We start from the raw sequence: 17,393 nt of genomic DNA, 5'->3' as shown, positions 1-17,393 counted from the left end.
TAGGTGAAGGGAATGTTCGTCGAAATAGAGTGAGCTTTGATTTACACTGAAGCTATCACAGACATAGATAAGGAGAGTGCGAATGATGGATCTACTCCAAGTGCGCAATCTAAATAAAATTTATCCGGGGAAAGTCTCTTATAAGGCTTTAACAAACATCGACCTCACGATCGAAAAAGGGGAATTCGTTGGCATAATGGGACCGTCGGGTAGTGGGAAAACGACGTTACTTAATGTTGTCTCAACAATTGATCGTCCGACTTCAGGTGAAGTTCGAATAAACGGCAACAACCCTTACGACTTGTCGCAGGAGAAGCTGGCACACTTTCGCAGACGCGAGCTCGGTTTTGTATTCCAGTCATTCAATTTACTCGATACGATGACCGTTAAGGAAAATATGTTGCTCCCTTTGACGCTAGATGGGATGAGCCTTCAAGAGATGAAGCGTAGAGCGGAGTCAATTTCGGAGAAACTTGGTATCGCACACATTATGGACAAGCGCACATTTGAAATATCAGGTGGTCAGGCACAACGTACGGCTATCGCACGAGCGCTCATTCATGGGCCACAATTACTTCTTGCAGATGAGCCGACGGGAAACCTTGATTCCAAGTCAGCACGAGATGTAATGGAGCTGATGGGTAAGCTTAATAAGGATGAAGGCGCAACGATGATGCTCGTAACACATGACGCGATGGCGGCAAGTTATTGTGATCGGGTCGTCTTCATTAAAGATGGTCAATATTATACCGAAGTTCATTGTGGGGATAATCGCTCTGCCTTCTACCAAAAAATTATAAACGTTCTTTCTTTGCTGGGAGGTCAAGAAAATGAATTTCCGACAGTTCGCGTTTAGAAATGTCATCCGCAAAAAAAGAACGTACGCGGCTCACTTTTTGAGTAGTGCTTTCTCTGTTATGGTATTTTTTATCTACGCCGTGTTGCTATTTCATCCAGATCTGCAAGGCCAATTGAAATCTAGCAGCGGAGTTGCTTCTTACCTTGGGACGATGGGGCTTAAAGTGTCACAGTATTTGATCTTCATCTTTTCATTTCTGTTTCTGCTCTATTCAACAAGTGCATTTCTGAAGGTGCGGAAGAAGGAATTTGGCATTCTCGCTATACTTGGCATGTCGGAGTCACAACGAAAGAAACTCACTTTTATCGAAAATATGATCATTGGAACAGCTGCAATTGTAGGTGGTATTTTAGTAGGCGTATTGTGTACGAAATTAATGTTGCTAGCTAGCTCACGGTTACTTATGCTCGAAGAGGGGTTAGCTTTTTATATTCCATTTCAAGCAATCTGGATGACGGCAGGTGCATTTACTCTTCTTTTCATTGTGATCTCCCTATTAACGACTAGAATTGGTAGACGCAATGAGGTGCTGGAACTTATTAAGTCGGATGAGAAGCCAAGGCCAGAGCCGAAAGCATCGCTTCTGCTAACTTTGCTTTCTATCGTATTGATAGGTGCAGGTTATGGCATGGTGTTTCATTTCGTTAATAACGATGCTTACTATTTATGGCTTATTGCCTCTGCGGTTGGTTGTGTCGTATTAGGTACTTATTTTTTGTTCACGCAGCTAAGCGTTTATGTTATTCGTGCACTTAAACGCCGTGAAGGACTATTTTTCCGCAAAGTTAATTTGTTAACGTTCACTGATCTTGCTTACCGGATGAAAGATAATGCGATTATGTTTTTTATGGTGGCTACGGTCATGGCAGTAGCATTTTCGGGTGTGGGTGTTTGCCTAGTCATTGGTGATCCTGATCGCTCAGAGCGGGAAAACCCGTATGCCTTTACTTACGTGACTTATCCAGGCAGTGAGCTGACGGAGAAGCATTTGAATAGTATTGACGGGGCTTTGCAAGAAGAGGGATTTATATTTGAAAAAACGGCAGTAGAAACAAATAACGATGACAAATACCCTGTTATTAGACTTTCGGAATACAATAAACTTGCAAAGCTGCTTAATTATAAGCAAAGGACATTAAACGATGATCAAATGTTTATTCTATCAGGCTCCATCGGCAGGAAGGGTAAATCTAATCATGTAGATTTTGTTGTTGATTCAAGTTTGTTAGAGGGAAAGCAAATAACGGGGCTGGAACTTAAGGAAAGAGTAAATGATTATATTCTTCCAGTTGCAATCGATACGATTATCGTTCCGGATGTCATATATGCTTCGATATCTTCGAACAAAGCTACTCAATCAACCGTCTATTATGTGATGCCTGAATGGGAGAAAACACTTCCTATTGCTAGGGAGCTTCAATCAACGGTAGATAAGGATCTGAAAGTAGAGAAAGTAGAGGGTTCGACTGAAAATGAATCCACTCTGCAAATTGTCTTGTCCGCATTAGTGGTAGATTGGTATAATGCAAAGCAACTAAATGGTATATTGCTAATAATAAGTGTTCTCGTTGCAGTTGTGTTTTTCACCTTTGCTGCCAGCTTTATTTACTTCCGCTTGTATGCGGATTTAGATCGGGACGAAAAGCAATATGAGATGATTGGAAAAATCGGATTAAGTAGCAAAGAGCTAGGGAGATTAGTCACAAGACAACTTTTACTTATGTTCTTCTTGCCATTTGTAATAGGTGCCGTTCATAGTACCATTGCTTTCGTAAATATGGGTAATCTTGTGCAGCTACCGATGTTGAAACACGCACTTTATATTTATGGAGCGTTTCTTGCTGTTCAAATCATTTATTTCTTCCTTATTCGATCACGTTATCTTGGGCATATGCGGAGGAAGTTAACGTAGAAATACACTTATTATCTTGCTCCAATCGATAAAGTCGAGTTTTAAGCACATAAATACGCTTATTCTCTAGAAGGAGCAGATTTTTGAGGATTCTAACCATATAAATGTACTTATTCGGTGGTTGATTTTTGATATGAAAAGGGATATCTCACTTGTGAGACATCCCTTTTTGTTTAGACGTCGTTATTTACCGCTTTCTTAGCTCAAAAAATTCACATTCCCCGCGATTATGATACATGAGATCGCTGACACCAGATTGTGTCACAACTAATCGCTCATCGAAGCGAACGATAAGAGAGCTTGCATCTACGATATGATTATCTTTAAACACTCGAACTTTTACTTGTTTATCGAGAACTTCCTGAAAATCGGAATCAGTCATTAGCTTAAAGTGAAGAGACATGAGTACACTCCTTTGAATCGACGTCTATTTGTTCCTGCTTTAGTCTAACGTATCCTAGTGTAATGAACAACTATACGATTCGGCATACCTTCTTTTTTACCCTAATCCCGCATAAGTATGGATAGAGTCGTTGGACAGGGTACGAGGAGGCGAGCCGATATGGCCAAATGGGGGAAGAAAGGCTGGCGGTTTGGACCGCCACGAGGCTTTCAGTTCAATTTATTTCAGGGCAAATCCTTCAAACGAGTGAAGACAGTTAGTTGGGGAAGTGGTAAGTCTAAGCCTGCTCCTACTAGAAATAGCGGTATGAAGTGGGGGATGCGGCAAAGTTCAAGTAAACCCGCAACAAGTTGGGGAAGCAAAGGGGCTAGGGCTAGCTTTTCTTTTGGACGTCAAGGCGTGAAGAAAAGTGCTACACCATCTTGGGGAACTCGGGAGCCGCGTGTTCGTCCACGTATGCGAAAGAGAAAGATTTTTCTCATGTTTATCGTATTTATGATGTTGCTTTCTATTCCTTCATTTATTTTTATAGAAAGAAATTTGCGTCCACCGCTTATGACGATTGCCAAAGTAAGGGTGAAGCAGGTTGCCACACAAGCGATTAATAAAGCGATAACTGAACAAGTCGCCCGCAAGTCAGAATCCGAAAAACTGATCGATTGGAAGATGAACGGTAATGGCAAAATATCTGGATTTATGCTCAACTATGCGGAACATATGAGCATCACTTCACAGACAATTGAAACGGTCCAGTCTACGTTAAGTGAAATTAAAGATATTCCTGAGCATATTCCGATTGGTCATGCGCTTAACAGTGCGATTATCTCGTCGTTTGGCCCTAGAGTTCCTGTTAAATTCGAGCCAGTTGGCGCGGTTAAAGTGGAACTGAGTACACGCGAGAGGAACGCAGCGATCAATATGGTGCTTGTGGAGGTTTATATAAAGGTTGTTGCAGAGGTGTCAATTATTATTCCGTTTGATACAGAGCCGCAAATTGTTGAGACGGAAATTCCTATCTCATATTTGCTCGTCGTTGGCGATGTGCCTATGTATTATTACGACAGCACAGGAAAAGCTGTAGGAGATACGGCGCAACAAGCACCTAATATTTCTGTGCCGCTTGCACCAGGTTCGGGAGTTACTTCTAATCCGAATGAAAGCGAGTCGGGCGCAGAAGGTGGGAAAGAGGCAGGAAATGAAGCTGGGGCAGCAGGTGAAGTTGATGCAACGCATGAAACCGAGTCGTCAGCGGAGTAGATTTTCTCATCTATATCCCGATCATTGGACAGCGTCAGTGTAGTAATAACATAAAAACAGGGAGGCGAAAAATCGCTTCCCTGTTTTCAATCCCGTGTAATATACGAATGTAGCGAATTAACTATTTACAAAATTCATAAGCCCTTTGTTTAAGTCATCGGCTTGACAGATCGGTGACCCGTGACCACTGTTATCCAGAGGATACAACTTAGAACCCCGGATCTGCTGCTGAGTGAGCTCGGCACTTTTGAGTGGAATGAGTTGATCATGTACGCCATGAAAGATTGCTGTAGGGACATTGATTTGTGCTAGATCTCGAGTAACATTTTGCCTTGCCGCTTCTTGTAATATTTTTATAAGTGCATATGAAGCAGATTGGAAACCAAGATTCACAAACCAATCTAATGTAGCTGTTCCCAGATTTCGATTAAAGAACATTAAAGACACATCGCTCAGAAACTTTGGCATGTTGACATACATTTGATTAATAAGGGCGTCTGCTTGCTCCTTCGTAACCCCGTATGGTGAATCGGGAGCTTTAACAAAGGAGGGAGAAACAGCATCAATTAATGCCAATTTGTTAATATGGCGTCCTCTATAACGAGACATATAACGGATGGAAATGGCACCGCCAACAGAAAAACCAACCAATGTCGCATTTTCTATCTGCAGTGTGTTTAAAACGATAGCCAGATCGTCCGCTAATCGGTCATAAGAATAACCGTGCCATGGCTTCGAGGATTGTCCATTGCCGCGAATATCCATACTAATACATCGGAAACCATGCTCTGGCAGTACGTTGAATTGGTATTCGTACATCTGATGATTTAAAGGCCAGCCGTGAACGAAAAAAATAGGTTTGCTGCCAGGACCGGGGTCGATATCCTGTACAAAGATATGAACACCTTTTTCGACTTCAATATACATGGGCAGACCTCCACAGAAATTTGTTAGGTAGTTCATGTTATGACTGTCGCTAGGTGGATATGTACATATTTCTTAGAATACGTGTAACATGATCATATTGAATAGGGATAGATCGAATAGTAGGCTTAAAGGATATATAACTAGTCGCAACTCTACTTATAATCGACCTAATCGATTTTATTAAGCATCAGAGCATGAGTGCGAACACCTAAAGAATGCTAAAAAAGCTGACACCGATTAAATATCGATGCCAGCTTTTTCGAACTTTTCTACTTATTGATTACCGAGCCACTTTAACTATAACATTACTACTTAGATCTCCGACTTCTCCACTCCGCTTGCTCCCAGCGCCGAAGCATTGGATATGGATCGAATGCCCACTCGATAAGACCACGATCACTGTACACTCCATAATGCAAATGAGGTGGGAATTTGCCGGAAGTACCCGGATTTCCGTAGCCAGAACTGCCTACCCAACCAACGACTTGCCCAGGCTCAACGATATCGCCAACTTTAATCGTTTTGTCGAACCCGGATAGGTGTGCGTAATAGTGATAATGATTGTTCAAGTCGCGAATACCAATTCGCCATCCCCCAAAGCGGTTCCATCCCATAATTTCAATTATCCCATAACAGGTGCTTCGAACTGGGGTCCCGTGCCCAGCAAAAATATCTGTCCCTTCATGAATTCGCCGACCTCCCCAGCCCCTCTTATCTCCCCATGTATCTTTATAGGAGTAATTATTGCCGATTGGAAGTGGGAAAGCATGATCATACAGATTAAGTTTCCCATAATGCTTATAGATTGCTGCGAATTGTTCGATACGTTGAACGGACCGGCTGTTCTGATAATAATCCCATAATCCAATAGGGAACTGTTCATCAGACGTTCCTTGGCCAGACACATGACGGATGAGCGAATAGAGAAGGTCAAAATCACTATTGCGTTCAGCGACACCATTTCCATCTCCATCTTTGCCGATACCATTGAACCATTGAATGGAGAGTGGTGAATTATCCTCATCATCGGGGTTCAACATACCTGCCCATCGCTCCTTATCGATAAATACACCAACTGTCTCTCCTAATAAAGGTCGAGCCTTCGGGCGAGCTTTAGACATCGATCTTTCGTACTGATCAACTGCAGCGACCCAATACCATTCGACATCAGTGACGATGCTGAGTTTGTTATACAATTCGCGCTGAGTATCGTATGGATTTTGGCTGGTCGTATTGATCGAATCATCTTTACGGAATTGTGTTATCGCAGATGAAGCTTTAGCCGTCGAACATGTTGGAGATAAGAGCAGCGTTAGAGCTACAAATGCTGCTGTCATCGGAATCATTACCTTCAATCGTCTCACCCTTTCAGAAGTATGACGGTCATAAAGGTATGATTTGCAAATGATTGGTTTTTATCCAACAAATTCAAAGGACGATAAATAGCTCAACATGAAAATTAGTGGTTGAATGTTAGGGCTCAATTTCGATCGATCCGTTTTATTGCGATATTCATCGTTAGTGGAATCGTCAGAAGACTAATTACCGTGAATGCGACTATTACATTAAATAACCAACCACTGAGATCGCTCAATGAAAGCACGATCGTCAAAAGCAAGATCCGGGAAATACAAAGCAGCCACTCCCGCCAAACGAGAAACATCGTCCTTTGTTGATCGCTAAGAAAACGAATGGAGTTAAAGGTTATAGCATTCCAAGTGGAAGCGAATAATAACATACCAATTGCAGAAATGACGTTTGAAGATATGAGCAAAATTGATTTGGCAGAAGCTGTAGGCATCGGTATCGTAACAATGATAAATCCAAAGCTAAGTAGTGCAGCACCAATCCAAAGCCATTTCATATTTGTAAGTTTTATCCGTTTATATAAGAACAGAGCACCAACACCAGCAAGAGTATATAAAGCATTCAATAATGAAATGAGCGTTTTGTCTTGTGTAACGGAAAAAGTAAATAGTAACGTAAATAAGTTCTGGAATTGAAGAAATATACCAGCCGCAAAAATGCTAAAAGTTAGCCAAAAGTATTTGGGCTGCATCATCTGCTTACCAACTTGTTTAAAAATACCTAATGGGCTTAAAGTTGGTTCCCCACTGTTACCTTGAGTTGAAATACGACTTTCCTCTTTAGGCAAATGAGGGAGCAGTTTAGCATAAATAATCATGATAATTACAAAAACAATCATTGCAATAAATGAAGCAGAATAACCAAACTTCAATATGACTTGTGCATAAATAATGGGTACAATCATCGACAGCACTTGGCCAGCAAGTGTACTATAGGCAAAATATACAGAGAAGTCGTTATCTCGGCCGATAATCGTTAAACTAATGTTTTGTGTTGCTGAATATAAGCCCCAGCTTAATCCAACAGGCAGTGCAATGGAAGCGAGCCACCATATTTTTTCAAAAGGAGGCATCCAAGCTAATAAAGCGAATGCTAATCCAACACTAATCGCAGAAATCGTTATCAGCTTCCGCATACCGAGTTTATGAACAAGGAATGTCCCACACCCATACGAGATGCTCCAGCCTGTAAATAATACGATATTGTACCAGGCTACATCCGAAATACTTTGCCCAGCTTCCCAAATGTACAAATTAATAAATATGCCCACATAAATGTAGATGATGGAGCTGATGATGTTCATTATAAATATTTTTCTAATACTTGATGACATGGCGCATTCCCTCTTCGTTACGAAATTTCTGCTTTAGTTACAGCAATGATTAGTGTGTTTTATTGAAAAAATTATCAATGTGCAGGTGAAATAAGTTTTAAAATGTCTAAAGGATCTTCTAATTTATATTGAGCATGTATGCCATCAACTGAAGGAGCACCCCATAAAGCAAGACCGAAGTCGATACCGGCGTCAGCTGCGCACTGCATGTCGTATACTGTATCGCCGATATAGATAGCTTCAGATTTTTCTACACGAGATATTTCAATAAATTTATGAAGTGGATCTGGGTTCGGTTTATGTTTCAGTGTATCGTCTGCGGTTACGGCAAACGGCAAATATTTCATAAGACCAAACGGGATAAAATCATCTTGCAGTTGCTGTTTCGTCTTAGATGTGACGATTCCTGTCTTTATATTCGCGTCATGCAACGTTTTTAATACAAGGTCAAAGTTCGGATAGACATGTATGTCTGTATAAAATTGCTTCATATAATCGTTCCAGAGGATGTTCGCTTCATCAACATTTTGAATTCCTAGCATGGGTAGCGAAATTGATCCTGGTATGCCAAGTACAAAGGCCAGTTCTTCCCTTGCGAAATTACGTCCTAGCAGGTCTTTGAGCGTTTTTTGAAGTGAACCGATAACCGCTTTTTCGGTATTGATGATCGTTCCATCTACGTCAAAAATGATACATGAATACATATAAATCCCTCCGCATTGTTCAAAGTTATATGAAATAAATACGGCAGCTATTGTTGCTCAACATGCTCCCCAGCAACCATAATGTCTACCTCCAAAGCTTCCAGTTGTGCTCTCATTTGCTCGTCAGGTGTCTCATTCGTAACAATGATATCGATTTCTGCAAGATTGGCAATACGATGAAATAACTTTTTACCAAATTTGTTGGAATCAGCAAGTATAATAACTTGTTCTGACTGCTCTATAATTTTACGGATAAGAAAACGTTCTTCTTCAAAGTAGGTTGAAAGTCCGTCAGCCGTGATACCGCATGCGCCAAGAAATGCTTTTTCTATTTGATAATCACCGAGCATATCGATGGCTCTCTGTCCATATACAAAGCGATTTTCATTATGAAATATCCCACCAAGCAGATGGATGCGCATTCCCTCTTTGTGGGCAAGCACGTCAGCAGTATGAATGGAATTGGTTACAATTGCATTCATCTTGCTAGTCATAAACTCTACGGTATGGCGAACAGTTGTAGAGGCATCCATATACAGATAATCACCATCATGAATAAGCGTTGCAGCTAGCTGACCAATCGTTTGTTTTGAAGTGAGGTTTTGCTGCATTCTCTGCTCATAGTTTGGAAAGTCCTTGGACATTGGGGGAAGTATTGCTCCTCCACGAGTTCGTAAAATACTTCCTTGTTGTTCAAGTTTGATAATATCCCGTCTTGCTGTATCCCGTGAGATATTGAGCAGGCTACATATTTCATCTACTTCAATCCGTTGTTTTTCTTGTAAATAGTTCAAAATAGCGACCAACCGTTCCTCTTGGAACATTGTAAACGCTCCTTCCTGCATATTCACTTAAGTTAAATTAAGTAATTGTAAGTCATATTACTGATTATAAGCACTTCTTTGGAAATTTCAAGTAAAATTCATATATCTCATATTGCGATAGAAAACATTCCAATAAACTATAGATTGTGCGCTATCATTAGAGGGCTTGACAATACTTTTTCTGTCCCAGACATGTTATAATGTTGACAATGCCGTAAACTTATAACTGATCGTGAAAGCAGGTAATGTGGAATGAAACAACGTGAGAAGCTTCAAAAGCCTGACTGGCTTCGCATAAAATTAACAACTGACGGTAACTATGCCGAGATAAAAGAGATGATGCGCCATAAGACGCTACACACGGTCTGTGAAGAAGCGCGTTGTCCGAATATTTATGAATGCTGGTCTAATCGTACAGCAACGTTTATGATTCTAGGTGATATTTGTACTCGTGCTTGTCGTTTCTGCGCCGTGAAAACGGGTATGCCAACGGAGCTTGATACTGCTGAGCCAGAACGTGTTGCAGAAGCTGCTGAGCAAATGGGGCTACAACATTGTGTTGTAACATCGGTAGCCCGTGATGATCTAGCAGATGGTGGAGCATCAATCTTTGCAGCTACAATTAAAGCGATTCGTAAACGTCTTCCGTTCTGTCGTGTGGAAGTACTAATTCCTGACTTTATGGGTAATAAAGATGCTCTACAAGTTGTTATGGATGCTAACCCAGATATTCTTAACCATAATATTGAAACGGTTGAGCGTTTATCTGACCGTGTTCGTGCCAAGGCCAAATATAGCCGTTCGTTAGAACTGCTGAAGCGTGCAAAAGAAATGAAACCGAAAATCCCTACGAAATCAAGCATTATGCTTGGGGTAGGCGAAGAGTGGGATGAAATATTGAAATCGATGGATGATCTGCGTGCAGTAGATGTCAACATTTTGACACTTGGTCAATACTTGCAGCCTACACCGAAGCATATGCGAATCGTACGTTATGTTCACCCAGATGAGTTTGCTGGATTGAAGGAAGAAGGTAAGAAGCGCGGCTTCCGCCACGTGGAGTCTGGTCCACTTGTACGCAGTTCATACCATGCGCATGAGCAAACGGATTCTGCACACGCAGCGATTGAAGCGGACACTTTAAACGCTATGACAGCTACTTATGAGTTCGAGTCATCAGGCTCCTGCGCTAGTGCTGGCGCTAGCATTAAGTAATTCATGCTCAAGTGAGGTGTAACAATGGCTTTGATCCATATCGGTGGCAAATCGTACGAGCTTATCCATGAAAATAGAAGCGGCTGGAATCCAGAAGCCTTTCGTAATCGCTTTAGTGAAGTGTTAGAACGTTATGATTACATTATCGGCGACTGGGGTTACAATCAGTTGCGTTTGAAAGGTTTCTTCAAGGATAATCATCAAAAGGCGACTAAAGAAAGCACATTTTCGGCAGTATCGGACTACATTAACGAATATTGTAACTTTGGCTGTGCTTACTTTATTTTGGAGAAGCAGAGTGGTGGCCGTAGAGAAACAACTGAAGATGATATGGATCTTGATCTTGATTTAAGTGACGAAGTTGTTCGTTTAGAAGGTTTTGATCTGCGTGCAGCTGCCGAATCTGCTGCATCAGCTACAAGTGAGATAATTTCTTCTGAGGATGAAGTTAAGCCCCCTCAAAGGGAATTAATCTTCTCTTCATCCCGTCATCGTAGTACAAGCAACAAAAATAGCGAGCGTAGTGCAGAAGATCAAAGTAAGCCTGCTACTAACGAAGGTCGTCGCCGAGATCAAAATTATCGAGGTAAAAACCATCGGGGTGGAAATGATACCAAAGGCAAGAAGCCAATTAAGCTTGCTGCGAATGAAGCAGCAGCTACTTCAGAGCCAACTCGCAGCCATACTAACAAAAAAGACGCCGGACGCTCCTAGAAGGAGCGAACCAGCGTCTTTTTTTATGATTAACGAGGATCGATATCGATAAAGGCTTCACGAACACGATTCCAAAATGGGAACGGGCGATATCTTGGAAAACTAACTTTACGGGTAGCGACACTGCACCTGATGGATCGGATATCGCTATGTGTAATATTGACATGATCAATACTAAGTTGGATACGTTGTTCCTTCTTTGAAATAATGTCGCAATGATGATGCTTCGGCAACAAAACGGAAGAACCTAATGTACGGAATACCCGATTATTGATGGAAGCAATCTCAGCGATTTGTAACGATTCAATGGAAGGATGAACAATAGCTCCACCTAAACTTTTATTATAAGCTGTACTGCCCGAAGGTGTTGAAATTACGATGCCGTCACCTCTGAACATCTCAAACATTTCATCGTTGATATCAATCTGAGCAACGAGTGTACCGTCTACGCCTTTTAAAGTGAACTCATTTAATGCTAAATAATGAAGAGTTTCCGAGCTTGTCTCTACCTCAATTTGGGCTAATGGGTACCTTACCATACGAGGTGTTTCTTCTGCCATTAGACGTACCAGCTCTTCCAGCTCATCTGCGTTCCAATCAGCATAAAAGCCGAGGTGACCAGTATGTATACCTACAAACCCAACTTCAGCAATACAATCCACGTATTTATGGAAGGCTTGTAACAGTGTGCCGTCACCGCCGATAGATATAACAATGTCAGGGTGCGTTTCATGTTGCGTAAAACCTCGATCTGCGGCTAAGGAATGAAATTGTTGAACTAGCGATTTGGACAGAGAGTCGCCCCTGTCAATAACGGCGTATTTCAAAGTCGTAATTCTCCTTCCGAGCAATCATTCATGTATCTTTGATGATATAGGAAAACCGTTCTAAATTCAATGAAACAGTGTAATCTTCATTCAAGGGCCAAGCCATCCCCATAATAGATAGACAAGAATCATCGCAATAAATCCGTGCAGAAGTCTTGCAAGTAGAAATGGTCGATATCTTAAATTAGTGCGACTAAGTAAACTAGCTATTTGCGCATGTACCGATAACCCGCTCCAAGAGAGTACCCAAGCGGCCATTGCGACTCCATGCATTAGTCCAGTACTGCTAGATCCAGAAGCTCTTGCCCCTAGTGTTACTTCAAATAAACCGAATATACCGGCGTCTGCTAGCTGAATAGGCATTCCAAGCAAACCAAAACATAATCTTAGTATCTCTGTTAGTAGCTCTACAAGTCCAATATGAGTTAACATTTCCATCACGACGGAAAAGAAGACGACAAGTCCACCTACGACGATCATAAGTCTTAGGGCTGATTGTACGGAGTCTTGGAGCAGTCTGCCAAGTCCCCTTCCATCGAGCAGTCTAGCCTCGTGCATTGCTTTGAGTGCAAGTGCAATACGGCTTTTTGCTATGCGTCCTTTTATAAGTAAGGAGGCGTTAGAGTTGTTTTTTTGTACATGATTCAAAGAAAGAGAATCGGATTTAGCATCGTGAAATCGCATCAGAAATCCAATCAACAGCCCTCCTCCATAGTGTGCGAAGGCTAATATGGGAGCTACTGCGACATTTTGAAAGAAGCCGACGGATACTGCTCCAATAAGAAAGATGGGATCTGAAGTTGTTGTAAAAGCGACAAGTCGTTCCCCTTCCGCACGTGTAATAAGTTTTTGCGCCCAAAGCTGGGCTGTAAGCCTTGCTCCAACTGGGTAGCCAGACATGTACCCCATCGCTACAACAAATCCGCCAATGCCCGGTAAACGAAACAAAGGACGCATAAAGGGGTCAAGCAGTTTTCCGAAGAAATGGACGATTCCGAACCCTAATAGAAGCTCTGATATGACAAAGAAAGGGAAAAGTGCTGGAAATAATACTTCCCACCAAATAGATAATCCTCGAAGGGAGGACAACAACGTTTCTGTCGGGTAAACGGCCATCAGTAACGCAATAAAAAAAGCGACGAATGCCGTAATCGATAAAGGATGAAAAAACACTCGCAGCATAGGCTCCTCCTAAGGTAATTGCTTGTACACACTCTTCTACTACTTATATGAGTAAAGAAGCACTTCCATCACTAAAATGCCATTGAATGATCATATGAATTTCCTCGAAATCTTCTGCGGTCAGACTAGTTTTTGTGTTCCGTTATGGTACAATAGAATCATCCTGACATACTTGGAGTGATGATAATGAGTATTATCGCTGGCATTGTTGTTTGTGCTTTTATCTACGTCATCAGGGAATCAATTGCATCGCCGCAAGAAGAGGAATATGAAGCTTAATAAAGGTTTATTATGGATAAAGTCCGCGTCTTTCGCATGCGGGCGTTTTTTTTTACTCGAGAAATGAACGAAATATATAATTCTAAATACCTACAAAATGGAGCTGGATATGACGATGAATAGGAATATAAGCATCTACGAAGCAATTGGAGGAGCAGAGGTTCTTAGGTCTATAGTCGAATCTTTTTACCCGAAAGTGAAAGAACATCCACTATTAGGCCCGCTTTTCCCAGAAGACATTGATCCAGTTATAGACAGGCAGTTTCAGTTTCTAACTCAATTTTTTGGAGGTCCAACTCTATATTCTGATGCACATGGTCATCCGATGATGAGAGCACGCCATCTGCCTTTTCCAGTAACGCCAGAGCGCGCGATGGCTTGGCTTGATTGCATGAGGAGGGCGCTTGAGGAAATGAATATAGATGCTGAGCTGCGGAAAATTATTTTAGATCGTTTGTCTGGACCTGCGCATCATTTTATTAATACAACCGAATAGGAGACTAAGCCTATGGAGCCGCTATATGAGTCCAAGATTTCATGCATTTGCTGTGAAACAGTTTTTATTACAACTAGAGTGCGACCAAGTTTCAAAAAAGCTACCGCTGTGGATTCTGATTTTTGTGGTCATTATGCTAAAGGAACCAACCCTGAATTTTATGTCGTACGTGTATGTCCGAAATGTGGATTTGCTTCAACAGAAAACGGGTTTTCAAGTTTGAGCGAAGTCCAGAGGAAAAGTTATTATGAGAGAATTGGAAATAATTGGAGAGGTCAAAATTTTAGCGGTGAAAGATCCATTGAGGAAGCGATGATGAGCTACAAGCTAGCATTATTGACTGCGCAAGTAACGGATTCGAAGGATCGAGTAATCGCAAGTATTCTCCATCATATAGCGTGGTTATACCGATACCAAAATAACGAAACCGAAGAGAAGAAGTTTTTGACGTTCGCGCTGGAAGCTTACATTCGTGTGTTTGAGACTGAGGGCATTTCATTGAACAACGCGAAGTTAATGTACTTAATTGGGGAATTGAGCAGAAGAACGGGTGAATTTAATGAAGCGGTTAAGTGGTTCTCTCGTGTCGTAAACGACAAAAAAATTGTAGACGCCGCGATGATTCGTGCATGCCGAGAGCAATGGCAACTCATACGTGAGGAATCGGAGGCCAGACGATTAAGCTTGTCCGGCACTTCTTCCTAGTGAGTAAGTAAATGGTACGGGGATTTAGACCATACGCTTACTTAATGGACCATCCGAAAGTAAATAATCTTGATCTGCATCAATTAAAGTGATTTTATTATGGCAGCATGGAAATACCAACAGTCGCTTTTTCCCATCGTGGATTTCTGGAAGTTCCTTTGGTTTTAAGGGAAGAAGCACGTTTTCCGCATCGCAGAATGGGCAGGTAGATACATAAAGATCGCCCATTACTGTTTCATAAGGCCATGCATTCTGGAATGGGATCATCATTATTCGTTGCTCTCTGGTTCAGAAGTTGCTTCTTTTTTGGCAAGCTCGGCAAGCTTTTGAAGTAAAATATGCTTTGGCATATGCATTAGGTGCTCCAGGGGCACATTTAATTGTTCGGATAACTTGATAGCTGTTTCAGCTGAGATTTGCAAAGGTTTAGACATGGTTTTGTCCCTCCAATCAGGATATAATAAAGTTATACACCGCCGAGTAAGTTTGCGCAAATTTTTTGCGGGTACTGCTCGGTTTTTTATTTGTTCTATACATAAATACTATCAACTTAATGAGGTGAACGATAATGTCTAGCAAATATCCTTTGACTTGGGATTTGGAAGTGATTTATCCAGGTGGATCTAGTTCTGAAGCTTTTGCTCAGGAACTGGCAGGAATGGAGTCCAACATAGGAAAACTTAATGAGTTTTTAAAAGGAAATGAAGGCGCATTATCTATTCGTGTTGGGGCAATGACGGAGCTTGTACAATCAATATTGCTTGCATTAAGGCAGTCAGAATCGTTTGTGGGTTGCTTAATCGCTCAAAATGTACGTGATCACGCAGCAATTGGACTTAATGATCGTGTAAAAACAATCGGAGCGAAATTGCTGTCTGCGATGACAAAGTTTGATAGTGAGCTCCGTGGCATTGACGATTCCACTTGGACTGAATTGTTGAAGGATGTCAATCTGAATAAGGTTGCATTTAACTTAAATGAACGTAGAGAAATTGCTAAGTTAAAGATGGCTCCTGAGCTCGAAGCTTTGGCAGGGAATCTTGCTGTAGATGGTTATCATGGTTGGGCCGATAATTACAATGTCATTGTATCCCGTGCTCAATTCCATACAGAAGAGCCAAATGGGGAGAAAAAGATATTATCTGCAGGTCAGATGAGCAACCGTCTCTCAAACGCGGATCGTTCAGTACGTCAAGCGGCATTTGTAGAATGGGAACGTGAGTGGTCTTCCCTTGCTGATCTTAGCGCTGAGACATTAAATAGAATCTCTGGTTTCCGCTTGAAGCTATACGAAAATCGTGGTTGGTCTTCCGTTTTGCAAGAGCCGCTTCAAATGAATCGTATGAGTGAAGCGACGCTGAATGCAATGTGGGAAGCAATCGAAGAGGGCAAAAACGCGCTTGTTCCTTATTTGAAACGCAAGGCTGAACTGCTTGGTCTTGAGAAGCTGGATTGGCATGATGTCGAAGCGCCAATTGGATCAGCTACGCGTACAATTCCATTCGACGAAGCAGCCGACTTTATTGTAGAGCAATTTCGTGCGTTTGATCCTGCGCTTGCCCAGTTTTCAGAGAAGGCTTTCCGTGAAGGCTGGGTAGAAGCAGAAGATCGATCAGGCAAACGTCCAGGCGGTTTTTGTACTTCATTCCCGAAGAGCGAGCAAACGCGCATTTTTATGACGTTCTCTGGAACTGCGGATAATGTTTCGACGTTAGCTCATGAACTAGGACATGCTTATCATCAGCATGTTATGAATGATCTTCCAGGGCTTGCTCAGGAATACGCAATGAACGTTGCGGAAACGGCGTCTACTTTTGCTGAAATTATCGTATCGGACAGAGCGATGAAAGCAGCGACGGACGAGGCAGAGAAGCTTGTTCTGCTTGAAGATAAGATTCAACGCTCTGTTGCGTTCTTTATGAATATCCATGCTAGATTCCTGTTTGAAACACGCTTCTATGAGCGTAGAAGTGCAGGACTTGTAACGGCAACGGAGTTGAATGAATTGATGGAGAGTGCTCAGCGTGAAGCATACCGAGATTTGCTTGGTGAAGTGCATCCTCATTTCTGGGCTTCTAAGCTTCATTTCTATTTAACAGATGTACCGTTTTACAACTTCCCGTATACGTTTGGTTATTTGTTCAGTGCAGGATTGTATGCTAAAGCACTCCAAGAGGGCGAAGGTTTTGCTGAGAAATATGTAGCTTTGCTTCGTGATACGGGTAGATTGACTGTGGAACAACTTGCGGACAAACATTTAGGCGTAAATCTCGAACAATTAGACTTCTGGAGAGATGCAGTTTCACTTACAGATGAAGATGTTAAGTTGTTCTTGCAAATGACTGAGAAGAAGTAATTGTAACGCATATCGAACGATTAGTTATGATG

The 17,393-nt window shown here is 41.8% G+C and carries 18 protein-coding genes; 8 read left to right on the top strand and 10 right to left on the bottom strand.

Features of this window, described 5'->3' with window-relative positions; translation table 11 throughout:
* Nucleotides 1–85 precede the first annotated feature (85 nt).
* Nucleotides 86–856 carry an ABC transporter ATP-binding protein gene (locus tag I6N90_RS06655; RefSeq protein ID WP_197934850.1) on the top strand — a complete coding sequence of 257 codons (771 nt, stop codon included), beginning with the start codon at nt 86–88 and terminating at the stop codon, nt 854–856.
* A complete protein-coding gene (locus I6N90_RS06650) occupies nt 831–2,771 on the top strand; it encodes an ABC transporter permease (protein ID WP_197934661.1) in 1,941 nt (646 codons plus the stop codon). Before I6N90_RS06655 ends, I6N90_RS06650 begins: the two co-directional genes overlap by 26 nt.
* 187 nt (nt 2,772–2,958) lie before the next feature.
* Here I6N90_RS06650 and I6N90_RS06645 read toward each other — a convergent pair whose 3' ends face one another.
* Nucleotides 2,959–3,174 (bottom strand): hypothetical protein, encoded by a 216-nt coding sequence (locus tag I6N90_RS06645; protein WP_197934660.1) that lies wholly within the window; start codon nt 3,172–3,174, stop codon nt 2,959–2,961.
* Nucleotides 3,175–3,333: 159 nt separating this feature from the next.
* Here I6N90_RS06645 and yunB point away from each other — a divergent pair, with 159 nt between their 5' ends.
* The gene (gene yunB / locus I6N90_RS06640; RefSeq protein ID WP_232242567.1) at nt 3,334–4,431 is read left to right on the top strand and encodes a sporulation protein YunB; all 1,098 of its coding nucleotides are present in this window, start codon (nt 3,334–3,336) and stop codon (nt 4,429–4,431) included.
* 117 nt (nt 4,432–4,548) lie between these two features.
* On the opposite strand, the gene I6N90_RS06635 is transcribed toward yunB, so the two are convergent.
* The 5 genes from I6N90_RS06635 to I6N90_RS06615 form a co-directional block, all read right to left on the bottom strand.
* Nucleotides 4,549–5,358, bottom strand: coding sequence for an alpha/beta fold hydrolase (locus I6N90_RS06635; protein ID WP_197934659.1), 810 nt, complete (start codon nt 5,356–5,358; stop codon nt 4,549–4,551).
* A 308-nt stretch (nt 5,359–5,666) separates the two neighbouring features.
* A complete protein-coding gene (locus I6N90_RS06630) occupies nt 5,667–6,704 on the bottom strand; it encodes a M23 family metallopeptidase (RefSeq protein WP_197934848.1) in 1,038 nt (345 codons plus the stop codon).
* 134 nt (nt 6,705–6,838) lie between these two features.
* Entirely contained in the window at nt 6,839–8,059 is a 1,221-nt protein-coding gene (locus I6N90_RS06625; protein ID WP_197934658.1) for an MFS transporter, read from the bottom strand.
* Between the two features lie 74 nt (nt 8,060–8,133).
* Nucleotides 8,134–8,763, bottom strand: a complete 630-nt coding sequence (locus I6N90_RS06620) for an HAD family hydrolase (RefSeq protein ID WP_197934657.1) — start codon at nt 8,761–8,763, stop codon at nt 8,134–8,136.
* Between the two features lie 47 nt (nt 8,764–8,810).
* Nucleotides 8,811–9,587, bottom strand: a complete 777-nt coding sequence (locus tag I6N90_RS06615; protein ID WP_197934656.1) for a DeoR/GlpR family DNA-binding transcription regulator — start codon at nt 9,585–9,587, stop codon at nt 8,811–8,813.
* 252 nt (nt 9,588–9,839) lie between these two features.
* Here I6N90_RS06615 and lipA point away from each other — a divergent pair, with 252 nt between their 5' ends.
* A complete protein-coding gene (gene lipA / locus I6N90_RS06610; protein WP_197934655.1) occupies nt 9,840–10,802 on the top strand; it encodes a lipoyl synthase in 963 nt (320 codons plus the stop codon).
* A gap of 24 nt (nt 10,803–10,826) precedes the next feature.
* Nucleotides 10,827–11,516: a YutD family protein gene (locus I6N90_RS06605; protein WP_232242566.1), complete on the top strand. Its 690-nt coding sequence runs from the start codon at nt 10,827–10,829 to the stop codon at nt 11,514–11,516.
* A 29-nt stretch (nt 11,517–11,545) separates the two neighbouring features.
* Here I6N90_RS06605 and I6N90_RS06600 read toward each other — a convergent pair whose 3' ends face one another.
* Both I6N90_RS06600 and ylbJ read right to left on the bottom strand, forming a co-directional pair.
* Complete coding sequence (locus I6N90_RS06600; RefSeq protein ID WP_197934654.1) at nt 11,546–12,343, bottom strand: NAD kinase; 798 nt, start codon at nt 12,341–12,343, stop codon at nt 11,546–11,548.
* A gap of 90 nt (nt 12,344–12,433) precedes the next feature.
* Nucleotides 12,434–13,525, bottom strand: coding sequence for a sporulation integral membrane protein YlbJ (gene ylbJ / locus I6N90_RS06595; protein ID WP_197934653.1), 1,092 nt, complete (start codon nt 13,523–13,525; stop codon nt 12,434–12,436).
* Nucleotides 13,526–13,919: 394 nt separating this feature from the next.
* Here ylbJ and I6N90_RS06590 point away from each other — a divergent pair, with 394 nt between their 5' ends.
* Together I6N90_RS06590 and I6N90_RS06585 are read left to right on the top strand one after the other, a co-directional pair.
* Nucleotides 13,920–14,300 carry a globin domain-containing protein gene (locus I6N90_RS06590; RefSeq protein WP_197934652.1) on the top strand — a complete coding sequence of 127 codons (381 nt, stop codon included), beginning with the start codon at nt 13,920–13,922 and terminating at the stop codon, nt 14,298–14,300.
* A 12-nt stretch (nt 14,301–14,312) separates the two neighbouring features.
* On the top strand, nt 14,313–15,005 hold the full coding sequence (locus I6N90_RS06585) for a DUF2225 domain-containing protein (RefSeq protein ID WP_197934651.1): 693 nt from the start codon (nt 14,313–14,315) through the stop codon (nt 15,003–15,005).
* A 24-nt stretch (nt 15,006–15,029) separates the two neighbouring features.
* On the opposite strand, the gene I6N90_RS06580 is transcribed toward I6N90_RS06585, so the two are convergent.
* Together I6N90_RS06580 and I6N90_RS06575 are read right to left on the bottom strand one after the other, a co-directional pair.
* A complete protein-coding gene (locus I6N90_RS06580; RefSeq protein ID WP_197934650.1) occupies nt 15,030–15,272 on the bottom strand; it encodes a hypothetical protein in 243 nt (80 codons plus the stop codon).
* Between the two features lie 2 nt (nt 15,273–15,274).
* The gene (locus tag I6N90_RS06575; RefSeq protein WP_197934649.1) at nt 15,275–15,439 is read right to left on the bottom strand and encodes a YycC family protein; all 165 of its coding nucleotides are present in this window, start codon (nt 15,437–15,439) and stop codon (nt 15,275–15,277) included.
* Nucleotides 15,440–15,573: 134 nt separating this feature from the next.
* On the opposite strand from I6N90_RS06575, the gene I6N90_RS06570 reads away from it, so the two are divergent.
* On the top strand, nt 15,574–17,361 hold the full coding sequence (locus I6N90_RS06570) for a M3 family oligoendopeptidase (RefSeq protein WP_197934648.1): 1,788 nt from the start codon (nt 15,574–15,576) through the stop codon (nt 17,359–17,361).
* Nucleotides 17,362–17,393: the final 32 nt, after the last annotated feature.

The organism is Paenibacillus sp. GSMTC-2017, assembly GCF_016019935.1.
Taxonomy (GTDB): Bacteria; Bacillota; Bacilli; order Paenibacillales; family Paenibacillaceae; genus Pristimantibacillus.
Note: the sequence above shows the minus strand (reverse complement) of the source record. Positions and strands in the feature narration are given on the sequence as shown.